The following is a 24,377-nucleotide window of genomic DNA, read 5'->3' on the forward strand; positions in this document are numbered from 1 at the left end:
GAGACGGATGATCTCGGCCTGGTGGGCCGTGGAGAGGGCGATGCCCGCGCGGGTGACGGTGAGCAGGTTCGTTACGGTCGCCCGACGGTACCGAGGCGTAATCCGACATCCGGTGTTGCCTCTGGTTGACCTGGTGATTCGTAGCCTCTATCACGTGAAATGGGTCGACAGCAGGGGATATGTGGTCGAGGCGCTCGTCATCGGCAACCAGCCTTGGCTGCGGGTGCACAGGGGCCATGAGTACGTGGCGTACTACGCCGACGTCACCGAGATGTCCGAATACGTGGACCTGGCCGATCTGATGGTGGCGGACTGAGACCGCGCACCTGCCGGGGAGGTTCTGGGGGCAAGAACTACAGTGGCACCCGGTGAATGGGGAAAGGAGCTGCGGGTGCTGAAGTGGGACACGCTGTCGCCGGGAGAGAAGCGGGCCGCCGTCGCGCTGGCCGCGATGCTCCCGGGCTACATCAACGCGGTCTTCGTGGCCGAGCACCTGGCGGAGGCCATCGCCTGGCAGCGCGGCCAGATCGGCGACGAGGAGCTTCTCGAGCGCACCGGCTGGACGTTCAACGCCGGCCCGGAGCAGTACGCCGACATGGCGATGCGGTCGGCCAGGGCGGCGGGGGTCGACCCGGTGGAGTGGCTGGACGCGATGAAGGGCGCCTACGAGGAGCAGCGGGCCATCGCCGCCGAGCTCGAGGAACAGAGCAGGCAGCACGCGGCCGGCCACCCCGACGAGTTCTGGGAGATCATCAACGCCAACACCTGGTCCTCGGAGGAGTCGCCGGGGGACTCCCCGGAGCCACCCCCGGGAGCCGCGGAGCGGCCCGAGTGATGATCAGCGATCGGCCTGCCGCCCGGGTGGTCTGTGTGGACGGCGAGGGCCGCGTCCTGCTCATGCGCTGGCACGACCCCGTGAGCGGCAGGGTCTTCTGGGAGCCCCCGGGCGGTGGCATGGACCCCGGCGAGACCCCGCTCGCGGCCGCGCGGCGGGAGCTGTTCGAGGAGACCGGTCTGCCCGGCGACGCGGTGGCCGACATCTGGGTGCCGGTGGAGCGCGACTACCACTGGCTGGGCGTCCACTACGTCAAGGTGGAGCCGTTCTACCTCGCCCGCTTCACCGGCACCCCGGACGTACGCCCGTCGACGCTCACCGCCGAGGAGCTCGACACCTACCTCGGCCACGGCTGGTTCACCCCGGCCGAGCTGGGAGGCCTGCCCGACCCGGTCGAGCCTCCCGCCATGGCCGAGGTGATCGCCCTGCTCTTCGACGCTCCCTGACGCTCACCCGGCCTCGTGGCGGGCCTTGACGATGTCGGGGTCCTCCGGGTCGAGGGCGTAGGCGCGGTCGAGGTCGTCCATGGCCTCCGCCGGCCTTCCGAGGGACTTCAGGGCGAGCGCCCGGTTGAAGTACAGCGCCGCGTCCTCCCCCAGTTCGATGGCACGGGTCAGGTCGGCCACCGCGCCCTCGAGGTCGCCCGCCTCGTACCGCAGGCTCGCCCGGCTGGCCCAGGCGGAGACGAGACCCGGCGCCCCGGCGATCGCGACGTCGAAGGCCGCCGCGGCCTCCACGAGCCGTCCCGCCGTCATCTCCAGCTGCCCGAGCACGCACGACAGGTGCGGATTGCCGGGCGCCAGGGCCAGCCCCGCCTCTACGTCGGCGCGTGCGTGCTCGTCGAGGCCGAACTGCACCAGCAGCCCGGCCCGGTTGATGTAGGCGTCGAGGTAGCCGGGGTCGAGCTCCAGCACATGGTCGAGGTCGGCCTTGGCCCCTTCGAGATCGCCGGTGGAAAGCAGAAGCTGCGCCCGGTTGTAGTACCCCTCCGGGAGGGGCGGGCTCAGCCGGATGGCGGTCTCGTAGTCGGCCAGCGCCGCCTCCGTCCGTCCCATCTGGTAGAGCAGGTTGCCGCGGTCGAGGTAGTAGTCGGAGTAGAGCGGGTCCATGGCGATGGCCGCGTCGAACTCGGCGAGCGCGTCCCCGGGGGACCCGAGCATCCCGAGAAGCTGGGCACGGTTGGCGCGCAGGATCATCCGGTGCACCAGGTGCCGTCCCGGCGGGAGGTCGGCCTCCGCCAGCGCGATCGCCGAGTCGACGAGCGCGAGCGCCCGGTCGATGTGGCCGCCGCGCATCTCGATCAGGGCTTTGCCGTTGAGGTCGAAGCCCAGCTTGAACGCCCGGACGGCGCGGTCGGGCAGCAGTTCGCTGATGGCGATGGCCTCGTTGATCCATCCCTGGGCCCGGCCGAGGTCGCGGCGGGCGGGGTCGGGATGCCGCGCGTCGAGCATCGCCCTGCCGTACGCCGAGGCCGAGTGCACCTCGGCGTCGGTGCTGGTGCGGCGGGCGCGCTCGTACAGCTCCCGGGCCTCGTCCCTGCGCCCGGCCCCGGCGAGGGCCGTCGCGGTGCCCTGGATGAAGTTCCACCAGCGCCCGGAACCGGGTTCGGCCAGTTTCAGGCCCCGCAGGCCGAGATCGGCCGCCGCCTCCAGGAATCCCTCCCCCATGCAGTGGTCGAGCGCGCTCCACAGCGCCTCGACCCCCGCACCGGTGGGGTCGCTACCGCGCTCCCGGTGGAAGGGGATGGCCCCGAGCGCCCAGGAGGGCTCTCCCGTCGCGGCCAGCTCGTCGGCCCGCTGGTCGTGCAGGCGGGCGCGCTCGGCCGGGGGCAGCGCCTGATAGGCGCGTATCGTCTCGGGATCGTCGGCGATGCCATCGGAGGCGACATAACGGGCCGGAGAAATCGACTGTTCCTCCATGGCCGATAATTCGGCCTTTATGATTCGTCCCCCGAATGAATCAGGTGGCGCTTTACTGGAACAGGCGACAATTGTCAAACTCGCGGGGTCGAATCGACGGAGGAGGGTGAGCAGAAGTTCACGATCCGTCTCGTCCGCCTCGTCCGCGTTGTCCACGACGATGACCCTGGGCGCGACGCCGCAGTCCCGGACGAATTCGGTGATTCCATTGGCGAGCCGCAGCGTGCGCCGAGGGGCGGGCACGAGGATGCGCTCCTCCTCCGACAGGCGCGTGTAGAGCGGCTCGCGCCGGGCGGGCACCCGATCACGAAGATCGGGTGCCGCTGCTCGGATCTCGACGTCGTGTCGTTCGACGACCGCAGCGGAGCGCTCCAAAGCGGCCGGAACCAGGGCACGCAGGAGCGATCCGCCGAAGGTGTACGGCCCCCGGAGACGACGGTGGGCGTCGTGGACGGGGGCCGGCCACACGGACGGACCGAGCCCCGCCAGCACGTCAAGGCGGTCCCTCGACCGCCCTCCATGGACCCAGAGGTGGGCAGGGAGGGTGGTCACCCCTTGTGGATCGCACTGGCCGTGCCGGTGAGGTGCACCATGCCAGGCTTGCGGACAACGATCTTCTTCATCGGGTGTGCCCTCCTCAGGTCTTCGAGCTACAAAGACCCTATTATTCGGACAAATCCCTAATCCGCAAGCATTGAAGTTAGGACTTTCATGTTATAGGCGAATTACTTCTAACGATGAGTTGGGGTGACGACTCGGGCACCAAGGGCTTCTCACCGTAAACCACGACAAGACCGCCCCTGTCCTCACGGCGGAGTTCTCGCCAGCCGAACTTGCGGTAGAGCTCCAGCGCGGCGCCCTGCCGCAGCGTCGTGTCGCCGCGAAGCGCGCGGTAGCCGAGCTTCCTCGCCGATTCCTCCAGGGCCACGAGGACCTGGGCGCCGAAGCCGCGCCGCTGGAAGTCCGGGTGGACCCGCAGCCGGCACACCTCCGCCGTCTCCTCGTCGAGACGCCGCAGGCCTCCCATGGCGACGATGCCCGCCCCCTCCACCTCACCGACGAGGAAGTCGCCCCTGTCGGCCAGGTAGACCTGGTTGATGCGCGGCATGTCGTCGTCGTAGTAGACGCCGTCCCCTTCGAAGATGCCGACCTGCGCGAGACATGTGCGGTGGAGCTCCCAGACGGCTTCCCGATCCGACCAGCGATACCGCCTGAGCACAAGCGTCATGCACTGGCCTCCGGCCCCGGAGCGGCGGAGGGGGCCGGCGAGGCGAGGCGCGCCTCGAACTCCCGCAGCCCGGGGATGTCGCCGCACTTCAGGCGGATCGCCCCGACGAGCTCGTTGGCGCGGCGCAAGATGATGTCGGTGCGGAAGCCTTCGCCGACCCGCGTCACCGCCTCTGCGCCCATCCGCAACGCCTCGTCGCCGTCGCCTTCGAGCAGTCTGCAGTGGGCCTGGTCGAACCTGATCAGCGTCTGGTCGAGCAGGTCTCCCTCGTACTTCTCCAGGGCCTGCTCGAGGATGAGGTCGGCCTCGATGGTCTGGCCGAGGCGGGCCAGCGCGTCGCCCTGGTGGAAGTAGAGCTGGCGTTCGGTGTAGCCGAAGACCGTGTCCTCCTGCTGGGAGGGGGTCATCTGGGCGAAGGCCGCCCGAGCGCGGGCCAGCGCCCGCTTGGCCTGGTCGACGACGTCCTTCTTGCCGGCCGAGTTGGCGAGCATCGAAAGGGCCCGGGCCTCCACGACCGGTGCCATGGCCTTGGCCGCGCATGGTGTCTGCCCCGCGAGGTCGCGGCTCTTCTTGGCGAGGTTGAGGGCCTCCCGCGGATCGCCGAGGAACAGGGGCACCAGCGCCTCACGGGCCGTGACCCAGGCCCGCAGCGCGCGGTCGCCGGTCTCGTCGGCGGCGGCACGGGAGGTGCGGAAGAACGACCGGGCGAGCCGCTGGTCGCCGAGGTCGATCATGATGATGCCGGCCAGGCCGGAGAGCCGGGCGGCCAGGCCGCACAGCCGTTCCTGCAGGTCCATGGGCTGGTGACGCTCCATCGCCTGGCGGACCGTGCTGAACTCCAACAGCACGTCGCACAGCTGCCGCAGCGGCGGAGTGTTCATGTACTGCCGTCCGAAGGAGGCGGCGGCCTCCTCCCAGTGGTCCAGCATGGCCGGCGAAACGGTGCTCGACACGAGGGTCTCGTCCATACGCCGGCGGATGTTCTCGGCGGCCCCGAGCACCGACTCGTTGAGCAGCTCGCTCGTCGGCGCCGCGGCAGCGGTGCCCGCGATGAGCCCAAGCAGCGTCCTACGTAACACGTTCTCGTCCTCCTCACCCCCGACCGCGGAGAGGTCGCCGAGCGGTTTCTTCCACGTCTCGCGCGACTCGGGGGAATCTTCGGGTGTGACCTCCTGGAGGCCGCCGCGTACGACACCCGGCATGCGATGGCCGTGACCACAGATGCACGGGCCGTCGTATCCGAGGGCGGCCGGCTCTACCCGGTAGACGCTGCACAGGTAATGGAGATACTCGGGACCGGGTCGCTTCAGCCCGCTCTCGTAAGCGCTCAGGAGCGTTTCCCCGATGCCGGGCACGGCCTTGCCGTCGCGATCGAACAAGGCGCGCACCTGTTCGATTACGTCGGCGAGGGCGATACCGTGGGCGAGACGGTGAGATTTGATTCGAGTTGTCCCGAATTGCGGACCACACTCTTCGTAAATCTCTTCGGCGATGCGTGCGGCACTCTGCCCGACCGCCAGTCCGCGCGCCCGGGTTCGCCGCGCTAACTCCGTTTCCTTGTGCTGTCTGCCGGACATACCGGCCCCTCCCTTGTGTCCAGCCGCTCTTCCTGGCCACATATCCCGACCGGTTCCACCTGCGCTGACGCAGCATCACTCCCGGGTTACGCTGCGTCTGCTGAGAATGATGGCCCAGATATGACCAGCCTTGTAAGGACGAATCAAGCCGCTGGCATAGGATCGTCCTCCGCCGGGGACGTTCTTTCAACCCACTTGAAATATCCCCTCACCCAAGCGGCCCCAAGCCTTCGTTGACCACATCGGCCATGGTGAGTCAGATTTGGCCAACCAGCCCCGATTCACTCGGCGAGAGCCGCCCGAATCGGATTCAAGGAGGGCTCGAAGTGGACGACGGCTTCCAACATCTGGAACGACTGGCCGACGAGCTTGACGCCCGGGGCCTGCTCGCCCGGGTGGTGCACACACAGTCAGGACGGGCGTTCGTACGTGTGATCAACCCGAACGCCACCAGCCTCGCCGAGAACGTCACCTGCCGGCCGCAGGCGACCCCCGCCTACTACTGGTGGTCGTGGGGAGAGCGCATGCACGAGGTGGACGATCCGGCTGGGGCGGCGACCAAGGTCGCCCGCGTGCTGGCCGCGGTGAGCGAGTAACACGCGAGCCGGACGCGGTGCAGCGCAGTCACCGCGTCCGCCGTGTCACCGCGGCTCTCCGGAGCCGGCGGGGTGCCCGGTGCGGAGCGCTCGGGCCTCGTGCACACGAGGCGCGGGCGCTGGGCGTCCCGCCGGTTCCGCATCCTTGACGAACGGCCCGCGGGCCGTTCCCGGGCGCGCCGGCCCTACGCGCGGCGCGCACTCACACAGGCAGCCACCGGCCAGGACCCCTCCCGGCCCGGTGGTGATCGGGGAACTCCCCGATCGGAAACGGAGTGGGACACGCTTCCGGGTGTGTGTCCCACCCGGGCCGCCCGTCACCGGGGTGCCCGGGTCCGCCCTCCGCGGCCCCGGATCCGGGCACTCCCGTCTTCCCCGGCGTCACGTGACGGCGGCCGGGCCGGTCGGCGGACTCGATTCGGTGAAGTACCGTCTCGTCTAGGTCAAGCACCGATAATTGTCTCCGCCGACCGACCCGCTCCGAAGGAGATCAACCCGCGTGTTCCTGCCGGCCCTCGATCCCTCGCCCACGCCCACTCCGGAGCCCAGCATCCTTGACCTCACGAAGGCCACGGATACGCTTCTGGGCATGTGCGGCGGGGGTGGTGGAAAAGACGATGTGGTCTGTACCACGCTGTTGAACGTGCTTCCCGCCAGCTGGGCCTCGCCTCTCGCATGGCTGATCAGCCTGGTCCTCATCGTGGCGATCGCGCTCGTCGTACGGGCGGTCCTGCACCGGGTGATCGACCGTGTCATCCGGCGCGCCGCCGAGGGCGTGATGCCCGAGCGGCTCCGCATGAAGATGGCCACGCCGATGGACGGCACGGCGGCCGTCCTCTCCGAGCGGCGGCGCCAGCGCGCCGAGACCCTCGGCTCGGTGCTCAGCAGCCTCGTGTCGGTGATCGTGTTCGGCACCGCTGCGCTGATGATCCTCGGCCGCTTCGGCATGGACCTCGCCCCCGTCCTCACCAGCGTCGGCATCCTCGGCGTCGCCGTCGGTTTCGGCGCGCAGGAGCTGGTCAAGGACTTCATCGCCGGCATGTTCATGCTGCTGGAAGACCAGTACGGCGTGGGCGACGTGATCGACACCGGTGCCGCGACCGGCACCGTGGAGGCGGTCACCCTGCGCATCACCCGGCTGCGCGACGTCGACGGCCGCGTCTGGTACGTCCGCAACGGCACGATCAACCGCGTCGGGAACGAGTCGCAGGGCTGGTCACGCGCCCTGGTCGACATCCCTGTGGCCTACGACGCCGACATCGCCGGCATCCGCGACCTGCTGCAGAAGGTCGCCGAGGACCTCTGGGACGACTCCGGGTACCGCGACGTGGCCATCGTCGAGGAGCCCCAGGTGTACGGGCTGGAGCAGATCTCCGACAAGGCGATGATCTTCAGGATCACCGTCAAGACGGTGCCCGCCCACCAGGCCGAGATCGCCCGGGAACTCCGCATGCGGGTCAAGTCGGCGCTCGACCGCGAGGGCATTCCCCTCGCCGGGGTCTGAGTAGGCTGGAGACCGTGTCCGCTACTCCTTCGGAATCCCAATCGTTCTACGACGCCGTGGGCGGCACGGAGGCGTTCCAGCGCCTCGTGCACCGGTTCTACCAAGGCGTCGCCGAAGACCCCCTGCTGCGCCCGCTCTACCCCGAGGAAGACTTCACAGGCGCCGAGGAGCGGCTGCGCATGTTCCTCGTGCAGTACTGGGGCGGCCCCAACACCTACAGCCAGCAGCGCGGGCATCCCCGGCTGCGGATGCGGCACGTCCCGTTCGTGATCGGCGAGGCCGAGCGTGACGCCTGGCTCAAGCACATGCGTGACGCGGTCGACTCGCTGGAACTCCCCGAGGAGCTTGACACCAAGCTCTGGAACTACCTCGTCTACGCCGCGCACAGCCTCGTGAACGCATAACTCCCCGCATCGGGGGGCAGCCAAGGAAGCGTGAACACTTCCCCTTGGTGGCGTGACGCCGTCGTTTACGAGATCTACGTTCGAAGCTTCGCCGACGCGTCCGGGGACGGCGTCGGCGACCTCCAAGGGATCCGTTCGCGCCTGCCCTACCTCGCGGAGCTCGGCGTGGACGCGATCTGGCTGACCCCGTTCCAGCCCTCGCCGATGGCCGACGGCGGGTACGACGTGGCCGACTACCGCGGCGTCGACCCGCTGTTCGGCACGCTGGCCGACTTCGACGCCCTGGTGTCGGACGCCCACGCGCACGGCTTGCGGATCATGGTCGACATCGTGCCGAACCACAGCTCCTCGGCTCATCCCTGGTTCCGGGCCGCCCTCGCCTCCCCACCCGGCAGCCCCGAACGCGACCGCTACATCTTCAGGGACGGCGACGCGCCCCCCAACAACTGGACGTCGGTGTTCAGCGGGCCGGCGTGGACGCGGCTGCCGGACGGCCAGTGGTATCTGCACCTCTTCGCGCCCGAGCAGCCCGACTTCAACTGGCGCAACCCGGCGGTCCACGAGGAGTTCCTCGACATCCTGCGGTTCTGGCTCGACCGGGGCGTGGACGGCTTCCGCATCGACGTGGCCATGGGCCTCTACAAGGACGCGGACCTGACCGACGTCCCTCCCGCCGGTGAAGGATTCCAGTCCCGCTCCCCCATCTGGAGCCAGCCCGAGGTGCACGAGGTGTACCGCGAATGGCGCAAGGTGCTCGACTCCTACCCGGGCGAGCGCGCCGCCGTGGGCGAGGTGTGGACCGACACCGCCGAGGACCTCGCCCTGTACGTCCGGCCCGACGAACTGCACCAGAGCTTCAACTTCGCCTGGCTGGAGGCCCCCTGGTCGGCCACCGCCTTCCGCAAGGTCATCGACGACACCCTCTCCGCGGTCACCGCGCCCACCTGGGTGCTCTCCAACCACGACGTGGTGCGCCACGTCACCCGCTACGGCGAGGGCTCGCTGAACCCGCACGCCGGGCTCGCGCGCGGCTGCGCCGCGTTCCTGACCATGCTCGCCCTGCCCGGGTCCGCTTATCTCTACCAAGGGGAGGAACTGGGCCTATCGGAGGTGAAGGACCTTCCACCCGAGGCACGCCAGGATCCGATCTTCGCGCGGTCGAAGGGCGAACTTCTCGGAAGGGACGGCTGCCGGGTGCCGCTCCCCTGGTCGGGCGACGTGCAGCCGTACGGGTTCGCCCCGGAGGGCACGCGGCCGTGGCTGCCCCAGCCGGCCGAATGGGCGGCGATCACGGCTGAACGCCAGGCGGGCGATCCCGCCTCCACGCTGTCGTTCTACCGGCGGGCGCTGGCGCTTCGCCGGTCGCTGCGGGACTCTTTGCCGGGGTCGATCAGCTGGCTGAAGGCTCCCGGCGACGCCCTCGCCTTCTCGCGGGGCGACCTCATCTGTGTCGTCAACTGCGGAGAGCAGCCCGTGCCGCTGCCTCCGCACGGCGGAGTCCTCATCTCCAGCGGCCACGTGGACGAGGCCTCGCTGGCCCCTGACACGGCCGTGTGGCTGCGGGCGAGGTGACCGGTACCTCATACGGCGAGAGCCGGCGTACGGGCCGTGAGGCGCTCGTACGCCGGCTCTGCCGACAGCGTCGGGGAACCCGTCCCCTCGCTCAGTCGCGGGTGAGCTTGCGGTAGGTCACCCGGTGCGGACGGGCCGCGTCGGGCCCCAGCCGGTCGATCTTGTTCTTCTCGTAGTCGGCGAAGTTGCCCTCGAACCAGAACCAGTTGGAGCCACCCTCCCAGGCGAGGATGTGCGTCGCGATGCGGTCGAGGAACCACCGGTCGTGAGAGGTGATCACCGCGCAGCCCGGGAAGTCGAGCAGGGCGTTCTCGAGGCTGGACAGCGTCTCGGTGTCGAGGTCGTTGGTGGGCTCGTCGAGCAGCAGGACGTTGCCGCCCTGCTTGAGCGTGAGCGCGAGGTTGAGACGGTTGCGCTCGCCACCGGACAGGATGCCCGAGGGCTTCTGCTGGTCGGGACCCTTGAAACCGAACGCCGCGATGTACGCGCGCGAGGGCATCTCGACGTGGCCCACCTTGATGTGGTCGAGCCCGTCGGAGACGACCTCCCAGACGTTCTTCTTCGGGTCGATGTTGCTACGGCCCTGGTCGACGTAGGAGATCTTGACGGTCTCGCCGATCGTGATGTCGCCGGTGTCGGGCGTCTCGTCCTTCATGATCATGCGGAACAGCGTGGTCTTACCCACACCGTTCGGGCCGATCACACCGACGATGCCGTTGCGGGGCAGGTCGAAGGAGAGATCTTCCATCAGCAGCCGGTCGCCGAAGCCCTTGGTGAGGCCGGTCGTCCGGATGACCGTGGTGCCGAGGCGCGGGCCCGGCGGGATCTGGATCTCTTCGAAGTCGAGCTTGCGGTACTTGTCGGCCTCGGCCGCCATCTCCTCGTACCGCTGGAGACGGGCCCGGCTCTTGGTCTGGCGGGCCCTGGCGTTGGAACGGACCCACTCGAGCTCGTCTTCCAGGCGCTTCTTGCGCTTGGCGTCCTTCTGCCCCTCGACCTTCAGGCGGGCGGCCTTCATCTCGAGGTAGGTGGAGTAGTTGCCCTCGTAGGGGTAGCAGCGTCCGCGGTCGAGCTCCAGGATCCACGTCGCCACGTTGTCGAGGAAGTAGCGGTCGTGGGTGACGGCGAGCACGGTGCCGGGGTACTTCTCGAGGTGCTGCTCCAGCCACTGGACGCTCTCGGCGTCGAGGTGGTTGGTGGGCTCGTCGAGCAGCAGCAGGTCGGGCTGCTCCAGCAGGAGCTTGCACAGCGCGACGCGGCGGCGCTCGCCACCGGAGAGCTTGGTGACGTCGGCGTCCGGCGGCGGGCAGCGGAGGGCGTCCATCGCCTGCTCCAGCTGGCTGTCGACGTCCCACCCGTTGCGGTGGTCGAGAGCGTCCTGCAGCTTGCCCATCTCTTCGAGGAGCTCGTCGCTGTAGTCGGTGGCCATCAGCTCGGCGATCTCTTCGAACCGGGCGCGCATGGCCAGGGTCTCGGCGACGCCCTCCTGGACGTTGCCGAGCACGGTCTTGGTCTCGTTGAGCGGGGGCTCCTGCTGCAGCATGCCGACCGTGAAGCCGGGCATCAGCCGCGCCTCACCGTTGGACGGCTGCTCCAGGCCGGCCATCATCCTCAGAAGGGTGGACTTGCCGGTGCCGTTCGGGCCCAGCACACCAATCTTGGCTCCGGGCAGGAAATGCAGCGTGACGTCGTCAAGGATCACCTTGTCGCCGTGCGCCTTCCGCACGCGCTGCATCGTATAGATGTACTCGGGCATGCTCCTAAGACTAGGGGATCCCACCCTCGGAGTTGTCCGCCTGAGCGGGAGGAGAGGGCGCCGGAGCGACCGGCAGGCAGATGCGGTCGCGGCCGAGCTCCTTCGCGCGGTAGAGAGCCAGGTCGGCGGCGGCGAGCAACTCGATCAGATCGTCGCCGTGGATGCTCATGATGGCCACCCCGGCGGAGATCGTCACGCTGATCATCGCGTCGTCGACGGGGATGGCCATCCTGCCCACCCGGGACCGCAGCCGCTCGGCGACCCGGCGGGCCTCGGTGACGTCGGCCCGCGGCAGGAGCACCACGAACTCCTCACCCCCGAAGCGGCCCACGACGTCGTAGTCGCGCAACTGGCTGCGGAGCGCGGTCGCGACGCCGGCGAGGACCTGGTCGCCGACGAGGTGGCCGTAGGTGTCGTTGACCCGTTTGAAATGGTCGATGTCGACGATCAGCAGCGCCAGGGTCTCACCCGTGCGGCGCGCCCTGACGATCTCGGTGTCGGCCTCGCGCTGCCATGCGGACGCGTTGAGCAGGCCGGTCTTGGCGTCGGTGCGGGCCGCGGCCTTGAGCTGGGCGTGGAGCAGGCTGCGTTGCAGGAGCACCACCGGAGGGAGCGTGAGCAGCAGGAGCGCGGGGCTCAGGCCGCAGGCGATGGCCACGAGCACCCCGAGGCACAGCTCCACGACGTCGAGCAGGGCGCGCTCGCGGTCCCACAGGACGTCGCGCCACCGGGTGTCGCGGTCGGCGACGTGCAGCGCGACCGCGATCAAGGCGGTGTTGATGACCGTGAACAGGGCGGCGCAGCCCACCGCCAGCGCCATCGGGCCACTCGACCCGAGCGAGGACGCCGCCGGGTCGGGCACGAAGGCATGGAAGATCAACGACGCCACCCCGGCGGCCAGCCCGATCGCCGCCGCGCTGAAGACCCGGCGGTAGAGCACTGTGGGCCTCACCCTGATCTGCAGCAGGAACTGCAGGGGCAACGGCGCCAGCAGGGCGTACACCGGCGGGAGGAGCAGCGCGACCGGGAGCCACCAGGCGGACAACAGGTCACGCGAGACACCCGCCGGCATGCCGAGACGACGGGTGGCCTCGATGCAGACCGCGCCACAGGCCATGAGGGCCAGGAACGTCAGCAACTCCGGCCAGAGGAACCGGGTGGACGCCCCCAGGTAGACGACGGCGCTGAGGGCCAGCCCGACGGTGCCGCAAAGGTAGACGACCAAGGCGGTGGGCTGTGCCAGCAGCGGCCATCGGTCGGCCAGCGCCGGCATGCCGCCACGTGCTTCGACCGAGATCTGACCGGGTGTCGTCATGACATCCCCCAAAGCTCACGTCCATCCGGACCCGGGTCGGCACCTGAATCCAAGACTCACGATGTGTAACACAATAGTCGCAGAGTGTGCGTCGCGCGATGGGAACCGCTACGTTGAGCACTCCGGCCATCTCGGTACGTCCGCCGGCCGTAACAAACCCGACAAGTCCGCTCACCTCCGAGCGGCCCCTCTGGGAAAGGAGCAGCCATGAGGCGAGGCATCATCTGGACCTGATTCTGAAGTCTCCTGGATCCGGTCCAGAGCATCACGTCCCACCGCGACTCGATCCCGAGCAGCAGTGCCCCCCTCATGACACCCCCTCGAATCCGGAGGGCCACGCCCCAGCCCGAATCCGGAGGACCTCGCCTCACCCCCAATCCGGAGGACCTCGCCTCACCCCCGAATCCGGAGAGCCCCGCCTCACCCCCGCCACACCTCCCACCCCGGCTACCCCCACTCGACCAGATCCGCCTCGACCGACTACCCCGACCCGGACCAGACCCACTGGGGCCAGATCCACCTCGACCGACTCCCGCTCCCCTGAACCGCGGCGCCTAAGAGCCCTCACAAGGCGGCAGAGCCGGACCCCACCCCTCTCAAGATCCCTGAACCCCACAGGCCTCAACCGCGCGCCTGGACGTCGAGATCCGTGAGCCCACGCCCGACAGAGCACCACCCGACCGGCCGTGAAGACCTCTGCCCCGGCAGCCCCACCCAGACCTGACGCAAGACCCTGCACCTCGCGGACCGGCGCCGGGACCGAGATCGACGATGTGGTCGACGATCGCGATCGTCTCCGGCTTGTGCTCCACGACCAGCCCAGAGCCAAGGCAAGACCCTGCATCCTGCGGGCCTGCAACCAAGACCCCATGCAGATCACGGCACCTCACGGCCTATGTACCAAGACCCCATGCAAATGCCGGGACCTCACGAGCCCATGAACGCAAATGCCGGGACCTCACGAGCCCATGAACCAAGACTCGATGCAGAGCAGCGCCCGGTTGGCTGTGAAGACTCCTGCACCTCACCGATTCAGCCCGGACCCGGCGAAGACTCCCCGATCGACTCTGAAGAGCGTGGACCTCACCGGTTCACCGCCAGGTCCCGACGAAGGAACCCCCACGGCCGGCTTTGAAGACTCCTCACCATGCCCGGGGTGGAGGCCCGGCGAGATGGTGGAGGCGTCAGGCGGCGAGTTGTTCGCGGATATCGGCGGTCACGTCCTCCTCCGCGCCGGTCGAACCTCTCAGCGAACCGGTCAGATCCTCTGCCGAGCCGACAGGGATTCCCGACAAACCGGCGCGATTCTCCACCGCGCCCACCGAATCCCCCGGCGTACCGGCGACGTTCTCCACCGCACCCATCGAATCCCCCGGCGTACCGGCGGAATCGTCCACCGCGTCCATCGAATCTCCTGTCGAACCGGTGCGGGACTCCGCCGCGGCCACGTGATCTGCCGGCCTACCGGCGTGGGACTCCGCCGTGTCTACCGGATCTCCTGGCGTACGGGCGTGGGTCTCCGGCGAGGCGGCCGAGCGCTTCAGGGAAGCGGCACGGTGTTGCGCCGGTCGAGCCGTGCCTTCTTTGGGATGGGCCGGGTGCCCTACGTCGGCCGGGTCCGTAGTGGGGTTGGTCGGGTGCTCCGCTGGGGTGGCCGTACCCGATCGGCGGGGAGCGGCAGGACGTTTGCTCGCCGAGCGCGGGTGATCTCTCTTCTCGCTCGCCGGAAGGGGAACAGGGGCGGAGCCCGGCCGCGTCGCAGGGGGCGCGGCGATCGTCAGCGGTCTCGCTTGTCGGATCTCGGACTCGCTGCCGCCGGGCGCCGTGGCGGCGACTGGAACGCTGGCGGCAGACATCGTGGCGGCGGCTGGAACGCCCTCGCTGCCCACAGGCGTCACGGCAGGGGCTGAAACGCCCTCGGTGGCGGCAGACATCGCGGCGGGGGCTGGAACGCCCTCGCTGGCGGCAGACATCGTGACGGGGGCTGGAACGCCCTTGCTGCCCACAGACGTCACGGCAGGGGCTGAAACGCCCTCGCTGGCGGCAGACATCGCGGCGGGGGCTGGAACGCCCTCGCTGGCGGCAGACGTCGTGGCGGCGGCTGGGGCGCCGACGCCGCCGGCGTACGCGGGGGAAACGGGTCGTGAGGGCTCGCCGGGCGAGGTGCCGGAGGAGTGGTCGCGCTGCCGGACCGGGCCGCCGAGCTCCCAGTCGCGTGTGCTGGAGGCGAGTTGATCCCGGGCGCGGTCGTCGAAGGCGGGCGCGGAGGGCCCCCGTTGCGTCTGGAAGCTGCTGACGCCGCGCCGGAGGTCGTGGCCGACGGATACGGCCTCGACCTCGGCGATGAAGCGCCGCTCGCCCTCGCGCTCGTAGGAGCGGATGCGCAGCTTGCCGTGGACGACCACCGGTTGACCGATCTTGACCGACTGGGCGACGTTGTCGGCGAGGGCGCGGTGGCACCGGACGGCGTAGTAGCTGGTCTCGCCGTCGTGCCAGGACTGGGACGACCTGTCGAAAAGGCGAGGGGTCGCGGCGAGGCGAAGTGAGGTCACACGCGTGCCGTCGTCGAAGTGGAACTGCCGAGGGTCGGCGACAACGTTGCCGGTCAACGTGATGTAAATGTCGTTCATCGTGGCCTCCCATGACGGGCCGGCGGATGCTCCCCGCCGGCATGGGAGCAGCTTGGCCGGTCCCGTCCCGCCCGACGGCCGCCGAACACGATTCTGTGGATGACCTGCGGCATCATCCCGGAAGGCTGTGGAAAAGCGGGCGTCGGAAGGAGGTCAGCGGCGGGCCGTGTCGAGGGCGGCGTGGAAATCGTTGTAGCGCTGAAGTTCCCGCTCGACCGGATCGATGACCATTTCCTTGGACAAGACTCCGACCTTGCGCCGCATCTCGCGTTCGAGCTGTTCGCGCTCGGTGCCGGCGCCGAGCACCACGAAGTTGCGGCTGGCGATGGCCGACAGCAGGCCCAGACCAAGGACGCTGGCCATCATCAACCCCAGCCACGGCAGCACGGACACGTCGCCCAGCATGTGGAGGGGGGCCTGGCCGATCTTGGCGACTCCGTACAGCAGGATCGCGGCCGCCCAGCCGAGCCCCGCGACGAACAGCACCACCAGGAGGTACTGCCAGATCTTGAGCGCCCACCACCACCGCGGGACGCGATCGAGACGCGGCGCGCTTTCGCCGAGCTCGTCCGACAGCACCTGCGGCAGCCTGCCGAGCTGCGACCGCGCGGCGTCCCGGACTCCGTTGCGCCATGCCTCCGGCATGCCGGTGCTGAGACTGTCGGCCAGCGCCTGCACGGCGGTCTCGACCTCGGCGGGCTGAGCGCTCACCGAGGCCGCCGTAACCGCCTTGATCTCGTCACGGAGGTTGCCCAGGCGCAGACTGTTCAACGGGTCGGGGCGCAGGCGGGCGGCCCAGCGCGCGTACGGCCAGCCCACCCAGTCGATGGAACGGACACCGTAGATGTTCTCCATCGCCTCGCCGACGGCGCTGACCCCCACCGCGTCGCAGAGCGCGTCGGTCAGCCCTTCCTGCCTGGCGAGGTCGACGGTGGGCTGCACGGTCATCGCGTCGGACGCCGGCATGACCTTGGTCAGCCGGGTCATGATGCGGTCGAGGTCGGCCTCGAGGCGCTGGACGGCCGCGCGCCGGCCTGCCACGGACTCCGCGAGCACGCTCTTGAGGCTGTTGACCCCCCTGCCCGTGGTGGCGGAGGTCGGGACGATGCGGGGGTGCTGCACGCCTTCACGCTTGAGCAGGTCGGACAGGTCGACGACGCACTCGGCGAGCTCCTCCGGGGCCAGCTTGTCGGCCTGGTTGAGCGCGAAGACGGTGACGGCCTCGTGTCCGGCGAGCTCGCTGACGTAGGTGCGGTGGGTGGCCGCGTCGGCGTACTTCTGAGGGTCGAGCACCCACACGATCAGGTCGGCCACCTGGATCAGGCGGTCGGCCTCGTGGTCGGTGATCGCGCGAATCGAGTCGTGGTCGGGCAGGTCGAGCAGGATGAGGCCGTGGAGCTGGCTCTCGCCCTTGTCGAGGGCGCTGGCGCGGGCGAAACGGTGCCGCCACTGGATCTGCAGCCAGTCGAGGAGAGGCCCGGCCCCGTCGAGCCCCCAGACGCACGCGTGCGTACGGGCCGTGGTGGGCCGGCGTACGCCGGTCGGGGACAGTTCGAGGCCCGAGATGCGGTTGAACAGCGACGATTTGCCGCTGCCGGTGCCACCGGCGAGAGCGACCACGGTGTGCTCGCCGGACAGCTTCAGGCGGTCGCCGGCACGCAGGAGCAGCTGCCCCGCATCGGTGATCAAGGCGGGATCGACCCGTCCGGGGCCGAGCTCCACGACCTTCGCCAGGGCCGTGAGTCTGGTGCCCAGGTCGTTGCGCGTCTCAAGCGTCCCGGGACGCGCGCCAGTGACTGTCATCGGGCGACCTCGAGGTTGTACGTTGCCTGGTAGAGCCGCTTGGCGGCGGTCTCGTCGGGGATCCCGGCCTCGTCCAGAAGCCGGACGTATCTGAAGGTCTCCTCGTCGAACAGCACGCTGACACGGGCGCGCAGGTCGCTGCGGGCCTTGGTGCCGATGATGCGCAACGGCTCGGCGCCGAGCACGCCGCGCAGCAGGCGCTCGGGCAGGGTGCCGGTGCCGGAGGCCGCCGCGACGTCGGAGCTCCCGTAACCGAGCAGGCCGATCATGAAGATCAGCGAGAGCGCCTCCTCGTCGAAGGAGACCAGCTTGGCCACCGATCGCTTGGCGACGCCGCCGGAGCGGATCAGCGCGACCAGATGCTCCTGCCAGGCGGCGACCATGCGGGCGACCTGAGGGGCGAAGTCGCCGGACGGGCTTCCGAGATCGGCCCCGGCGAGGGTGTCGCCGCCCTCGCGCTGCCGCCATCTCGCGACCACCTCTTCGGCCGCCCGCTGCCCGGCCGAAATGATCACGGATTCGAGCGCGGCCCGCAGGGCCGTCTTGAAGGCGTGCAGCCGGGCGGGGGTCTGCTGGCCCGCCTTCGACGCCAGGCGGCCCGGACGGCGCAGGTGCAAGGTCTTCACCAGCTCGCCGGAACCGGCGAACTCCTGCCAGCGGGCCAGGACCTCACCGCGCAGGAGCGAACCGTCGCCGGTCGCCTGGTCGATCGTCGAGGCGGCGCGCATGTAGGCGGCGTCCACGTCGGACCGCAGCTCCGTGCGCAGGGCGACCTGGGCCTCCAGGTGGCGCGCGAGGGCGGGGATCCGGTTGCGGAAGCTGTTCAGCACGCCCTGGAGGGTGGCCTCGACGGCCTGGTCGCGCCGCTGGTCGTCCACCGAAAGCTCGGTGAGCCACATGCGCAGCTCCGCGACCTCCTCGTCGGGGAGGCGTCCGCCGGTGACCTTCGCCTCGTTGATGACGAAACGGTCGACGTCACCGAGGCCGTACTCCTTCAGCATCCGCGAGAAGTGCTTGTCGATCACCTCACGGGACCGGAGCGGCACGCGCGAGAGCACGATGGCCAGGCGGGCGCCCCGCTCCTTGGCTCGGCGCAGGAGATTCCACGCGGGGGCGTCGGCGTAGCGGGTCGCCGTGGTGACGAAGACCCACAGGTCGGCGGCGTCGAGCATGCGGTGGGCGACGTCGTGGTGGGGCTCGATCACCGAGTCGATGTCGGGGGTGTCGAGCAGGGCGACCCCTTGGGGCAGCCGCTCGCTGGAGGCGAGGACGAGGTTCTCCAGAGAGCCCTCGGGCCCCGGCCGCTCGACGCGCGTCATACCGGCGAGAACGTCGCCCTTGGCGAACCACTCCAGGTCGTCGGGGTGGCAGGCCAGCACGGGGGTGCCGGTGGTCGGACGGCGCACGCCGGTGACGCTGACCTTCGCGGCGGCGAGGGTGTTCACCAGGGTCGACTTGCCGGCTCCCGTGGACCCGGCGACGACGATCAGCGCGGGCGCGGTGCTCATGTGCACGCGCGGGATCACGTAGTTCTCGATCTGGGCGAGCAGCTCGGCCTGGGCCTTGCGCGCCTCCTCGGCGCCGGGCACGTCGAGGCCGAACGTGAGCCCGGTGACGCTGTCCTTCAGACCCGCCAGCGCCGCGGTCAGGGCACGCGAGACGGGCTTGGGGAGCGGCACCTCGCGCACCCGCTCGAACGGCGGGAGGTCCCCCTCGCCACCTTCGAGGGAGGACGGCGACAAGCCCTCGTCGGACGAGCCGCTCTCCTCGGCGTCGGCGTCATCGTGCCCGTCGGCCCGCGGCTCGGATCCGCCGTCGAAAAGCGTGGCGGCCCCCTGCTCGGACCCACCCTCGAAGAACGTGGCGGCCCGCTGCTCGGATCCGTCGTCGGAGGACGTGGTGGTGGCGCCGCCTCCGGCCACGAGGACGTCGGCGACGCCGGTCTCGCGGCCTAGGTGCTCGTCGCTCTCGCCCCCGGCGGTGCCGGGCGCGCGGCTCTCGCCGGACGTGCCGCTCGCGGCCTCCGGCATGCCCGGGTCGTCGCGGTCGGCTTCGCCTGCTCGGCCGCCGGTGGAACGCGGATCGTCGTCACCGGCCGGGATCGCCTGGAACGCTAAGGTCTGCTCCCCCGGCTTCTCGGGGTTGTCGTCCTCCTCGATCACCGGCTCGCCCGACTGCTCGGCGCGCTCATCGGCGCTCTCCGTCTTGTTCGCAGCCGACTTCACGGAACCCGCTCCGCTCGCACCATATCGATCTCCTGGCCGACCCTGACGACGTCACCGACGACCACGATCGCCGGGGGCCGCGTCCCAGCGGCGATCACGCGCTCCGCCACCGTGGAGAGGGTGGCATGAAGAGCTCGCTGGGTCGGAAGAGTACCGTCCTGTACCACCATTACGGGGGTTTCCGGCGAACGTCCGTCTCGTATGAGTCTGTCGGCGATCGTGGCTATTCGTTCAACAGCCATCAGAAGTACCAGGGTTCCCTGTGATCTCGCCAGTCCCGCCCAGTCAACAGTTGATTTCGGATCATCGGGCGTGACGTGAACGGAAATGACATGGAACTCCTGGCTGACCCCCCGATGGGTGACCGGGACGCCGGCGGTGGCGGGAACGGCCACCGCGCTGGTCACTCCGGGGACCACGAGGACGGGGATGCCGGCCCGCGCGCAGGCGAGCATCTCTTCCCCGCCCCGGCCGAAGACGAAGGGGTCGCCGCCCTTGAGCCGGACGACGAACTTGCCCTGCCTGGCATGCTCGATCAACGCCTCGTTGATCTTCTCCTGGGCCAGGTAGCGGCCGTACGGGATCTTGGCGGCGTCGATCAGCTCGACATCGGGCGCCAGCTCGTCGAGCAGGGCGCGGGGGGCGAGGCGGTCGGCGACGACCACGTCGGCCTGCGCCAGGAGCTGACGGCCGCGCACGGTGATCAGGCCGGGGTCGCCGGGGCCGCCACCCACCAGGGCGACGCCGACGGGCTTGGTGCGGTTGCGCCGGGCCTCGACCGTGCCGTCGCGCAGGGCGCCGACAACGGCGTCCCGGATTCCGGCGGCGCGGCGGGGGTCGCCTCCGGCCGTCACGGCCACGCTGATCTCGTCGACGCGCCCGCTGGCCGGCGTCCACGCCGCCGAGGCGTCGCGGTCGTCGGCGCGCACGCACCAGACGCGCTTGGCCTCCGCCTCGGCGGCCACGGCGGCGTTCACCGTACGGTCGTCGGTGCAGGCCTGGACGAGCCACGCGCCGTCGCAGTCGCCGACCTGGTAGCGGCGGCGCTCCCAGGTGATCAGACCGTCGGCGATCAGGTCGTCGAGCGCCGGCGTGACGCTGGGGGACACGAGGGTGACCGAGGCACCCGCTTCGAGCAGGGTGGGCACCCTGCGCTGGGCCACGCGCCCGCCTCCGACGACGAGCACGCGCCTGCCGTTGAGACGCAGACCGAGCAGGTAGGGCGACGACATGGGGCGGTGTTCCCTTTCCCGGGAAGAGGCGAAACCGGTTGTCCGTGGAGTAAACCTACAGGCCCCCGGTGGCCGGAGGCACAGCCTGCCTGCCCTCGAGAAACGGCGAAAGCCCCACCGTCGGCCGGCAGTGGATCACACGAGCGTGAGGTGACGGATCAGAGGGGATGGTCCGCGGCGGCGTGGGCGTCCTTGTCGGTGACGCCGGCGGAGTCGAAGGTGGCCACCTCGTGCATGACGCGGACGGCGGCGCTCACCAGGGGGTAGGCCAGCAGGGCGCCGGTGCCCTCGCCGAGCCGCAGTTCGAGATCGACCAGGGCGCGGAGGCCGAGGTGGTCGAGCGCGATCGCGTGCCCGGGCTCGGCCGAGCGGTGCCCGGCCACACAGTGGTCGACGGCATCGGGCGCCAGCGCGGCCGCCACCAGCGCGGCGGACCCGGCGATGACGCCGTCCAGGATGACGGGGACGCGAGCCGCGGCGGCGCCGAGGACGAACCCCGCGATGGCGGCGTGCTCCAGCCCCCCGACCGCCGCGAGCCTGCGCAGCACTTCGTGGAAGTCTTCACGTCCGTCCAGGACGGCGCGCCGCGGAACACCATCCGCGTCCGGCACGGCTCCGGACGCCCCTCCGGGCCGCACCCCATCGCCGGGCACGCCTCCGGAGGACGCCCCGGTCGCGGCGGGGTTCGTGACGGTGGCCGGGAGGAGGCCGTTGGTCTCGAGGGCTCGGTGGACCATGGAGATCTTGTGGTGCAGGGTCTCGGCGTCGACGCCGGTCCCCCTGCCGGTGGCGGCGGCGGGGTCGCTGCCGGTGAAGGCGCAGATCAGGGCGGCGGAGGCGGTGGTGTTCGCGATGCCCATGTCGCCGGTGACCAGGCAGGCCGCGCCGCCCTCGACCAGCTCGCGGGCGACCGAGATGCCGGCTTCGAGGGCCGCCACCGCCTGGGGGACGCTCATGGCGGGCCCGAGCGTCATGTCGGCGGTGCCGTAGGCGACCTTGCGCGCGACCAGCCCGGACGCGGGAGGAAGATCGGAGGCGACACCGACGTCGACCACGGTCACCGTCGTGCCGGCCTGTGCCGCGAAGGCGTTGGCGACGGCTCCGCCCCCGAGGAAGTTCGCCACCATCTGGGTGGTGACCTCCTGCGGCCACGGCGTGACGCCCTGGGCGTGGACGCCGTGGTCGGCGGCGAAGATGGCGAGGGCCGCCGGGACGGGGAGCGGCGGCGGGCAGGCTCCCGCGACTCCGGCGAGCCGCACCGCGACGTCCTCCAGCACGCCGAGCGAGCCGCGCGGCTTGGTCAGGCGGTCCTGGTGGGCCCGGGCCTCGGCCATGGCCTCCTGGTCGGCGGGCCGGATCGCCGCCAGGGTCTGGGTGAGGAGTTCCATGCGTCAGACGAGCCCGTCGGCCATGGCGGCCTCGTCGCCGGACAGCTTGCGCACGCGCGGCGCCCCGGCGCGTACGTCCTGCTCGGCATCGTCCACGAGCTCAGCCTCCTCCAGTGACCCGAATCCGCGCAGGGACAGCCGTTCGCCCTGCACTTCGAGAAGCTCTTCATCAGATTCGTCCGGAACAAGCGGCTTCGCAAGGTTCCGGAGGCGATCGTCTTCCACCGGCCACGGCTCGACCGCCGCGAGGATCTCCTCTTCGGCCTCCAGCAGGAGGTCGCCGCCCTCCGGGAACCGGTCGGGCGCAGGCTCGGCGGCGGACGGCTCGGCGGTCGCCAGCGCCTGCTCGTACCGCGCGATGATGAGGTCGGCGAGCCCCTCGCAGTCGCCGATCACCTCGGCGCACCGCACGTCGAGGTCGGTGTGTCCCGCGGCGTAGGCGAGCGCCTCGGCCCAGATGCGTTCGAGCACGGCGCCGGCGAACAGCAAGTAGGGAAGCACGACGACCCGCCTGGCGCCGAGGCGGCGGCAGCGCTCGATGCCCTGGGCGACGCTCGGCGGGGCGCCTGCGACGTAGGCGGTCTCGACGGTGAGCAGCTCGGGCGCGTGGGTCTCCCAGAACACCCGCGAGACCTTGTGGACCTCGGCGTTGGCGAGGGGGTCGGCGGAACCGTGGCCGACGAGCACCACCGCGGTCTCGGCGGGCGAGACGGGCTCGCGCGGCGCGTCGCCGTGCTCCTCGTGGAGGGGGACGGCCGCGAGGCGGGGCATCTCGGCGAGGGCGTCGGCGAGCCGCTCGGCCATCAGCGCGAGCACCTGCGGCGAGGCGTCGAGGGCGGGGGCGCAGTCGCAGCTGAGGGTGGGGTGGGCGACCTCCGCACGGGCGATCTCGGCGGGGATGTCCTCGCTGTCGCCGAGCGCGAGGGGGACCGCCACGAGGCGGTGGTGGCCCCGGGCGACCAGCGAGGCGACCGAGTCGGCCAGCGACGGGCGTCCCTTGGCGACGAATCCGCCCGACACGTCAGCGGCGACCTGGTCCAGACGGCACCGAAGCCGGTGGACGAAACGGCCGAACTCCGCTGCGCCGGTATCGTCGTGGGCGCCGTGCCCGATAAGGAGGAGCGGCGGCTTCATGTGGATCTCCGATACTTTGACCTGCGGATACGTTGGCCGGGTCGCGAGAATATACGAATCTGCCAATCCATGGACATCGCTTTGCGGGGCATTTGGGGAAGACAAGACCAAGCGTTCATCATGATCTGGCGAACGAACGTCGGGCGCCCGGGGGCCCTCAGTCGCCCTCCTCCTTCAGGAGGCTGAACAGCACGGCGTCGGAGATCCCACCGGAGACCGGCAGGGCCCGCCGCAGGACTCCCTCTTCGGTGAATCCCGCCTTGCGGGCCACCGCCTGGCTGGCGACGTTGCCCACGGCGGCCAGCAGGGTGATGCGGTGGAAGCCCCTCACCATGAGGAAGGTGCTGACCGCTCGCGTGGCCTCGTGGGCGATCCCCTGGCGGCGGGCCCACGGGGAGATCCAGTAGCCCACCTCGGCGTCGCCGCGTTCCCAGTCGGCCCGCTGCACACCCACCGAGCCGGCGAGCCGCCCGCCCGCCTTGGGCTCGATGGCGAAGTTCACGCCGCTGACGGAGTCGACGTGGGCGTACCTGGTGCACCACTCGTACGCCCGCTGCAGGTCGTACCCCTCGGCCCAGGGCATCCAGCGGTTGATCTCCGGGTCGCGGTCGACGGCGGCGAAGACGTCCGGCGCGTCGGTGCCGGTGAAGGGACGCAGGACGAGCCGCTCGCTCTCCAGACGGATGCCGGTGCCGAAGCCCCGGCCTGCGACCGTGGGCGGCCCCATGGCGAGGTCGTGGGCCAGGAGGCCGAAGACGACGACGTCGTGCGGGCCGTCGGCCTCCAGGCTCGCGCCCCGCAGCAGGCCCTCACGGGTGAACCCGGCCTTCTGCGCGACGCGGAGGGAGGCGGTGTTGTCCAGGTTGGCGCGGAGTTCGACCCGGCGCAGCCCCGCCTTGGAGAGCGCCCATTCGGTCAGGCCGGAGACGGCCTCGGGGGCGTAGCCACGGCCGCGGTGGACGGGGTGGACGGCGTACCCGACCTCGGTGGTGCCGGCTCCCCACATCGTCCGGAAAAGGCTGATCGCTCCCACGATCGCCCCGTCGGCCACCATGGCCAGGTGGATGCCCTGGCCCGAGCGCCACAGCTCGTGCACGCCGTACGACAGCCACTGCGATACGGCGGCGACGTGGCCGGGCGCGCCGGGTGGGAGGAACCGCGCCCCGGACTCGACGATCGCGCGCACGCGGGCGGCGTCGCGCGGGCCGAAGGGCCGGAGGACCAGCCGCTTCGTCCTGATCGTCAAGTTCTGATCAAAA

19 protein-coding genes and 1 pseudogene are annotated in these 24,377 nt (G+C 70.4%); 7 read left to right on the forward strand and 13 right to left on the reverse strand.

Features of this window, described 5'->3' with window-relative positions; translation table 11 throughout:
* Window positions 1-154 precede the first annotated feature (154 nt).
* The 3 genes from KIK05_RS35190 (at window position 155) to KIK05_RS35200 (ending at window position 1,281) form a co-directional block, all read left to right on the forward strand.
* Entirely contained in the window at window positions 155-316 is a 162-nt protein-coding gene (locus KIK05_RS35190; RefSeq protein ID WP_214415168.1) for a hypothetical protein, read from the forward strand.
* Between the two features lie 75 nt (window positions 317-391).
* Window positions 392-835, forward strand: coding sequence for a hypothetical protein (locus KIK05_RS35195; RefSeq protein WP_214415169.1), 444 nt, complete (start codon window positions 392-394; stop codon window positions 833-835).
* Window positions 835-1,281 carry an NUDIX hydrolase gene (locus KIK05_RS35200; protein WP_214415170.1) on the forward strand — a complete coding sequence of 149 codons (447 nt, stop codon included), beginning with the start codon at window positions 835-837 and terminating at the stop codon, window positions 1,279-1,281. The genes KIK05_RS35195 and KIK05_RS35200 overlap by 1 nt, the downstream gene beginning before the upstream one ends.
* A 3-nt stretch (window positions 1,282-1,284) precedes the next feature.
* On the opposite strand, the gene KIK05_RS35205 is transcribed toward KIK05_RS35200, so the two are convergent.
* From KIK05_RS35205 to KIK05_RS35215, 3 genes are all read right to left on the reverse strand, one after another.
* Window positions 1,285-2,754: a tetratricopeptide repeat protein gene (locus tag KIK05_RS35205; RefSeq protein ID WP_250563978.1), complete on the reverse strand. Its 1,470-nt coding sequence runs from the start codon at window positions 2,752-2,754 to the stop codon at window positions 1,285-1,287.
* Between the two features lie 709 nt (window positions 2,755-3,463).
* Window positions 3,464-3,982 carry a GNAT family N-acetyltransferase gene (locus KIK05_RS35210; protein ID WP_214415172.1) on the reverse strand — a complete coding sequence of 173 codons (519 nt, stop codon included), beginning with the start codon at window positions 3,980-3,982 and terminating at the stop codon, window positions 3,464-3,466.
* Entirely contained in the window at window positions 3,979-5,370 is a 1,392-nt protein-coding gene (locus KIK05_RS35215; protein WP_308250232.1) for an NsdA family TPR-like regulatory protein, read from the reverse strand. Before KIK05_RS35215 ends, KIK05_RS35210 begins: the two co-directional genes overlap by 4 nt.
* Before the next feature lie 515 nt (window positions 5,371-5,885).
* Between KIK05_RS35215 and KIK05_RS35220 the strand changes: the two genes are divergently transcribed.
* The 4 genes from KIK05_RS35220 to KIK05_RS35235 all read left to right on the forward strand — a co-directional run bounded on the left by KIK05_RS35220 (window position 5,886) and on the right by KIK05_RS35235 (window position 9,635).
* A complete protein-coding gene (locus tag KIK05_RS35220; protein ID WP_214415174.1) occupies window positions 5,886-6,155 on the forward strand; it encodes a hypothetical protein in 270 nt (89 codons plus the stop codon).
* 643 nt (window positions 6,156-6,798) lie between these two features.
* A complete protein-coding gene (locus KIK05_RS35225; RefSeq protein WP_308250233.1) occupies window positions 6,799-7,659 on the forward strand; it encodes a mechanosensitive ion channel family protein in 861 nt (286 codons plus the stop codon).
* A gap of 14 nt (window positions 7,660-7,673) precedes the next feature.
* On the forward strand, window positions 7,674-8,063 hold the full coding sequence (locus KIK05_RS35230) for a globin (protein WP_214415175.1): 390 nt from the start codon (window positions 7,674-7,676) through the stop codon (window positions 8,061-8,063).
* 30 nt (window positions 8,064-8,093) lie between these two features.
* The gene (locus tag KIK05_RS35235; RefSeq protein WP_214415176.1) at window positions 8,094-9,635 is read left to right on the forward strand and encodes a glycoside hydrolase family 13 protein; all 1,542 of its coding nucleotides are present in this window, start codon (window positions 8,094-8,096) and stop codon (window positions 9,633-9,635) included.
* Between the two features lie 91 nt (window positions 9,636-9,726).
* Here KIK05_RS35235 and ettA read toward each other — a convergent pair whose 3' ends face one another.
* The 10 genes and pseudogenes from ettA to KIK05_RS35280 all read right to left on the reverse strand — a co-directional run bounded on the left by ettA (window position 9,727) and on the right by KIK05_RS35280 (window position 24,364).
* Window positions 9,727-11,391 carry an energy-dependent translational throttle protein EttA gene (gene ettA, locus KIK05_RS35240; protein WP_214415177.1) on the reverse strand — a complete coding sequence of 555 codons (1,665 nt, stop codon included), beginning with the start codon at window positions 11,389-11,391 and terminating at the stop codon, window positions 9,727-9,729.
* 10 nt (window positions 11,392-11,401) lie between these two features.
* A complete protein-coding gene (locus KIK05_RS35245) occupies window positions 11,402-12,706 on the reverse strand; it encodes a GGDEF domain-containing protein (RefSeq protein ID WP_250563980.1) in 1,305 nt (434 codons plus the stop codon).
* 1,184 nt (window positions 12,707-13,890) lie between these two features.
* The gene (locus KIK05_RS47470; protein WP_250563981.1) at window positions 13,891-14,112 is read right to left on the reverse strand and encodes a hypothetical protein; all 222 of its coding nucleotides are present in this window, start codon (window positions 14,110-14,112) and stop codon (window positions 13,891-13,893) included.
* 972 nt (window positions 14,113-15,084) lie between these two features.
* Window positions 15,085-15,336, reverse strand: a pseudogene (locus KIK05_RS49555) (single-stranded DNA-binding protein); the annotation flags it as partial.
* 153 nt (window positions 15,337-15,489) lie between these two features.
* Window positions 15,490-17,139 carry a GTPase gene (locus KIK05_RS35255; RefSeq protein ID WP_214415179.1) on the reverse strand — a complete coding sequence of 550 codons (1,650 nt, stop codon included), beginning with the start codon at window positions 17,137-17,139 and terminating at the stop codon, window positions 15,490-15,492.
* Window positions 17,136-19,364, reverse strand: a complete 2,229-nt coding sequence (locus KIK05_RS35260) for a dynamin family protein (RefSeq protein ID WP_308250234.1) — start codon at window positions 19,362-19,364, stop codon at window positions 17,136-17,138. Before KIK05_RS35260 ends, KIK05_RS35255 begins: the two co-directional genes overlap by 4 nt.
* Window positions 19,361-20,596, reverse strand: coding sequence for a uroporphyrinogen-III C-methyltransferase (cobA, locus tag KIK05_RS35265; RefSeq protein ID WP_214415180.1), 1,236 nt, complete (start codon window positions 20,594-20,596; stop codon window positions 19,361-19,363). Before cobA ends, KIK05_RS35260 begins: the two co-directional genes overlap by 4 nt.
* A gap of 158 nt (window positions 20,597-20,754) precedes the next feature.
* Complete coding sequence (locus KIK05_RS35270) at window positions 20,755-21,984, reverse strand: nicotinate-nucleotide--dimethylbenzimidazole phosphoribosyltransferase (protein ID WP_214415181.1); 1,230 nt, start codon at window positions 21,982-21,984, stop codon at window positions 20,755-20,757.
* A gap of 3 nt (window positions 21,985-21,987) precedes the next feature.
* On the reverse strand, window positions 21,988-23,118 hold the full coding sequence (locus KIK05_RS35275; protein WP_214415182.1) for a sirohydrochlorin chelatase: 1,131 nt from the start codon (window positions 23,116-23,118) through the stop codon (window positions 21,988-21,990).
* Window positions 23,119-23,275: 157 nt separating this feature from the next.
* Window positions 23,276-24,364, reverse strand: coding sequence for a GNAT family N-acetyltransferase (locus tag KIK05_RS35280; RefSeq protein WP_214415183.1), 1,089 nt, complete (start codon window positions 24,362-24,364; stop codon window positions 23,276-23,278).
* Window positions 24,365-24,377: the final 13 nt, after the last annotated feature.

The sequence above is a fragment of the Sphaerisporangium fuscum genome, from assembly GCF_018531465.1.
GTDB classification, from domain to species: domain Bacteria; phylum Actinomycetota; class Actinomycetes; order Streptosporangiales; family Streptosporangiaceae; genus Sphaerisporangium; species Sphaerisporangium fuscum.

Excerpts from the sequence above, each read along its gene's own strand:
- KIK05_RS35200 (WP_214415170.1), top strand. The coding sequence starts at position 835 with ATGATCAGCGATCGGCCTGCCGCCCGGGTGGTCTGTGTGGACGGCGAG.
- KIK05_RS35205 (WP_250563978.1), bottom strand. The coding sequence starts at position 2,754 with ATGGAGGAACAGTCGATTTCTCCGGCCCGTTATGTCGCCTCCGATGGC.
- KIK05_RS35210 (WP_214415172.1), bottom strand. The coding sequence starts at position 3,982 with ATGACGCTTGTGCTCAGGCGGTATCGCTGGTCGGATCGGGAAGCCGTC.
- ettA (WP_214415177.1), bottom strand. The coding sequence starts at position 11,391 with ATGCCCGAGTACATCTATACGATGCAGCGCGTGCGGAAGGCGCACGGC.
- KIK05_RS35245 (WP_250563980.1), bottom strand. The coding sequence starts at position 12,706 with ATGACGACACCCGGTCAGATCTCGGTCGAAGCACGTGGCGGCATGCCG.
- KIK05_RS47470 (WP_250563981.1), bottom strand. The coding sequence starts at position 14,112 with ATGGACGCGGTGGACGATTCCGCCGGTACGCCGGGGGATTCGATGGGT.
- KIK05_RS35255 (WP_214415179.1), bottom strand. The coding sequence starts at position 17,139 with ATGACAGTCACTGGCGCGCGTCCCGGGACGCTTGAGACGCGCAACGAC.
- cobA (WP_214415180.1), bottom strand. The coding sequence starts at position 20,596 with ATGTCGTCGCCCTACCTGCTCGGTCTGCGTCTCAACGGCAGGCGCGTG.
- KIK05_RS35270 (WP_214415181.1), bottom strand. The coding sequence starts at position 21,984 with ATGGAACTCCTCACCCAGACCCTGGCGGCGATCCGGCCCGCCGACCAG.
- KIK05_RS35275 (WP_214415182.1), bottom strand. The coding sequence starts at position 23,118 with ATGAAGCCGCCGCTCCTCCTTATCGGGCACGGCGCCCACGACGATACC.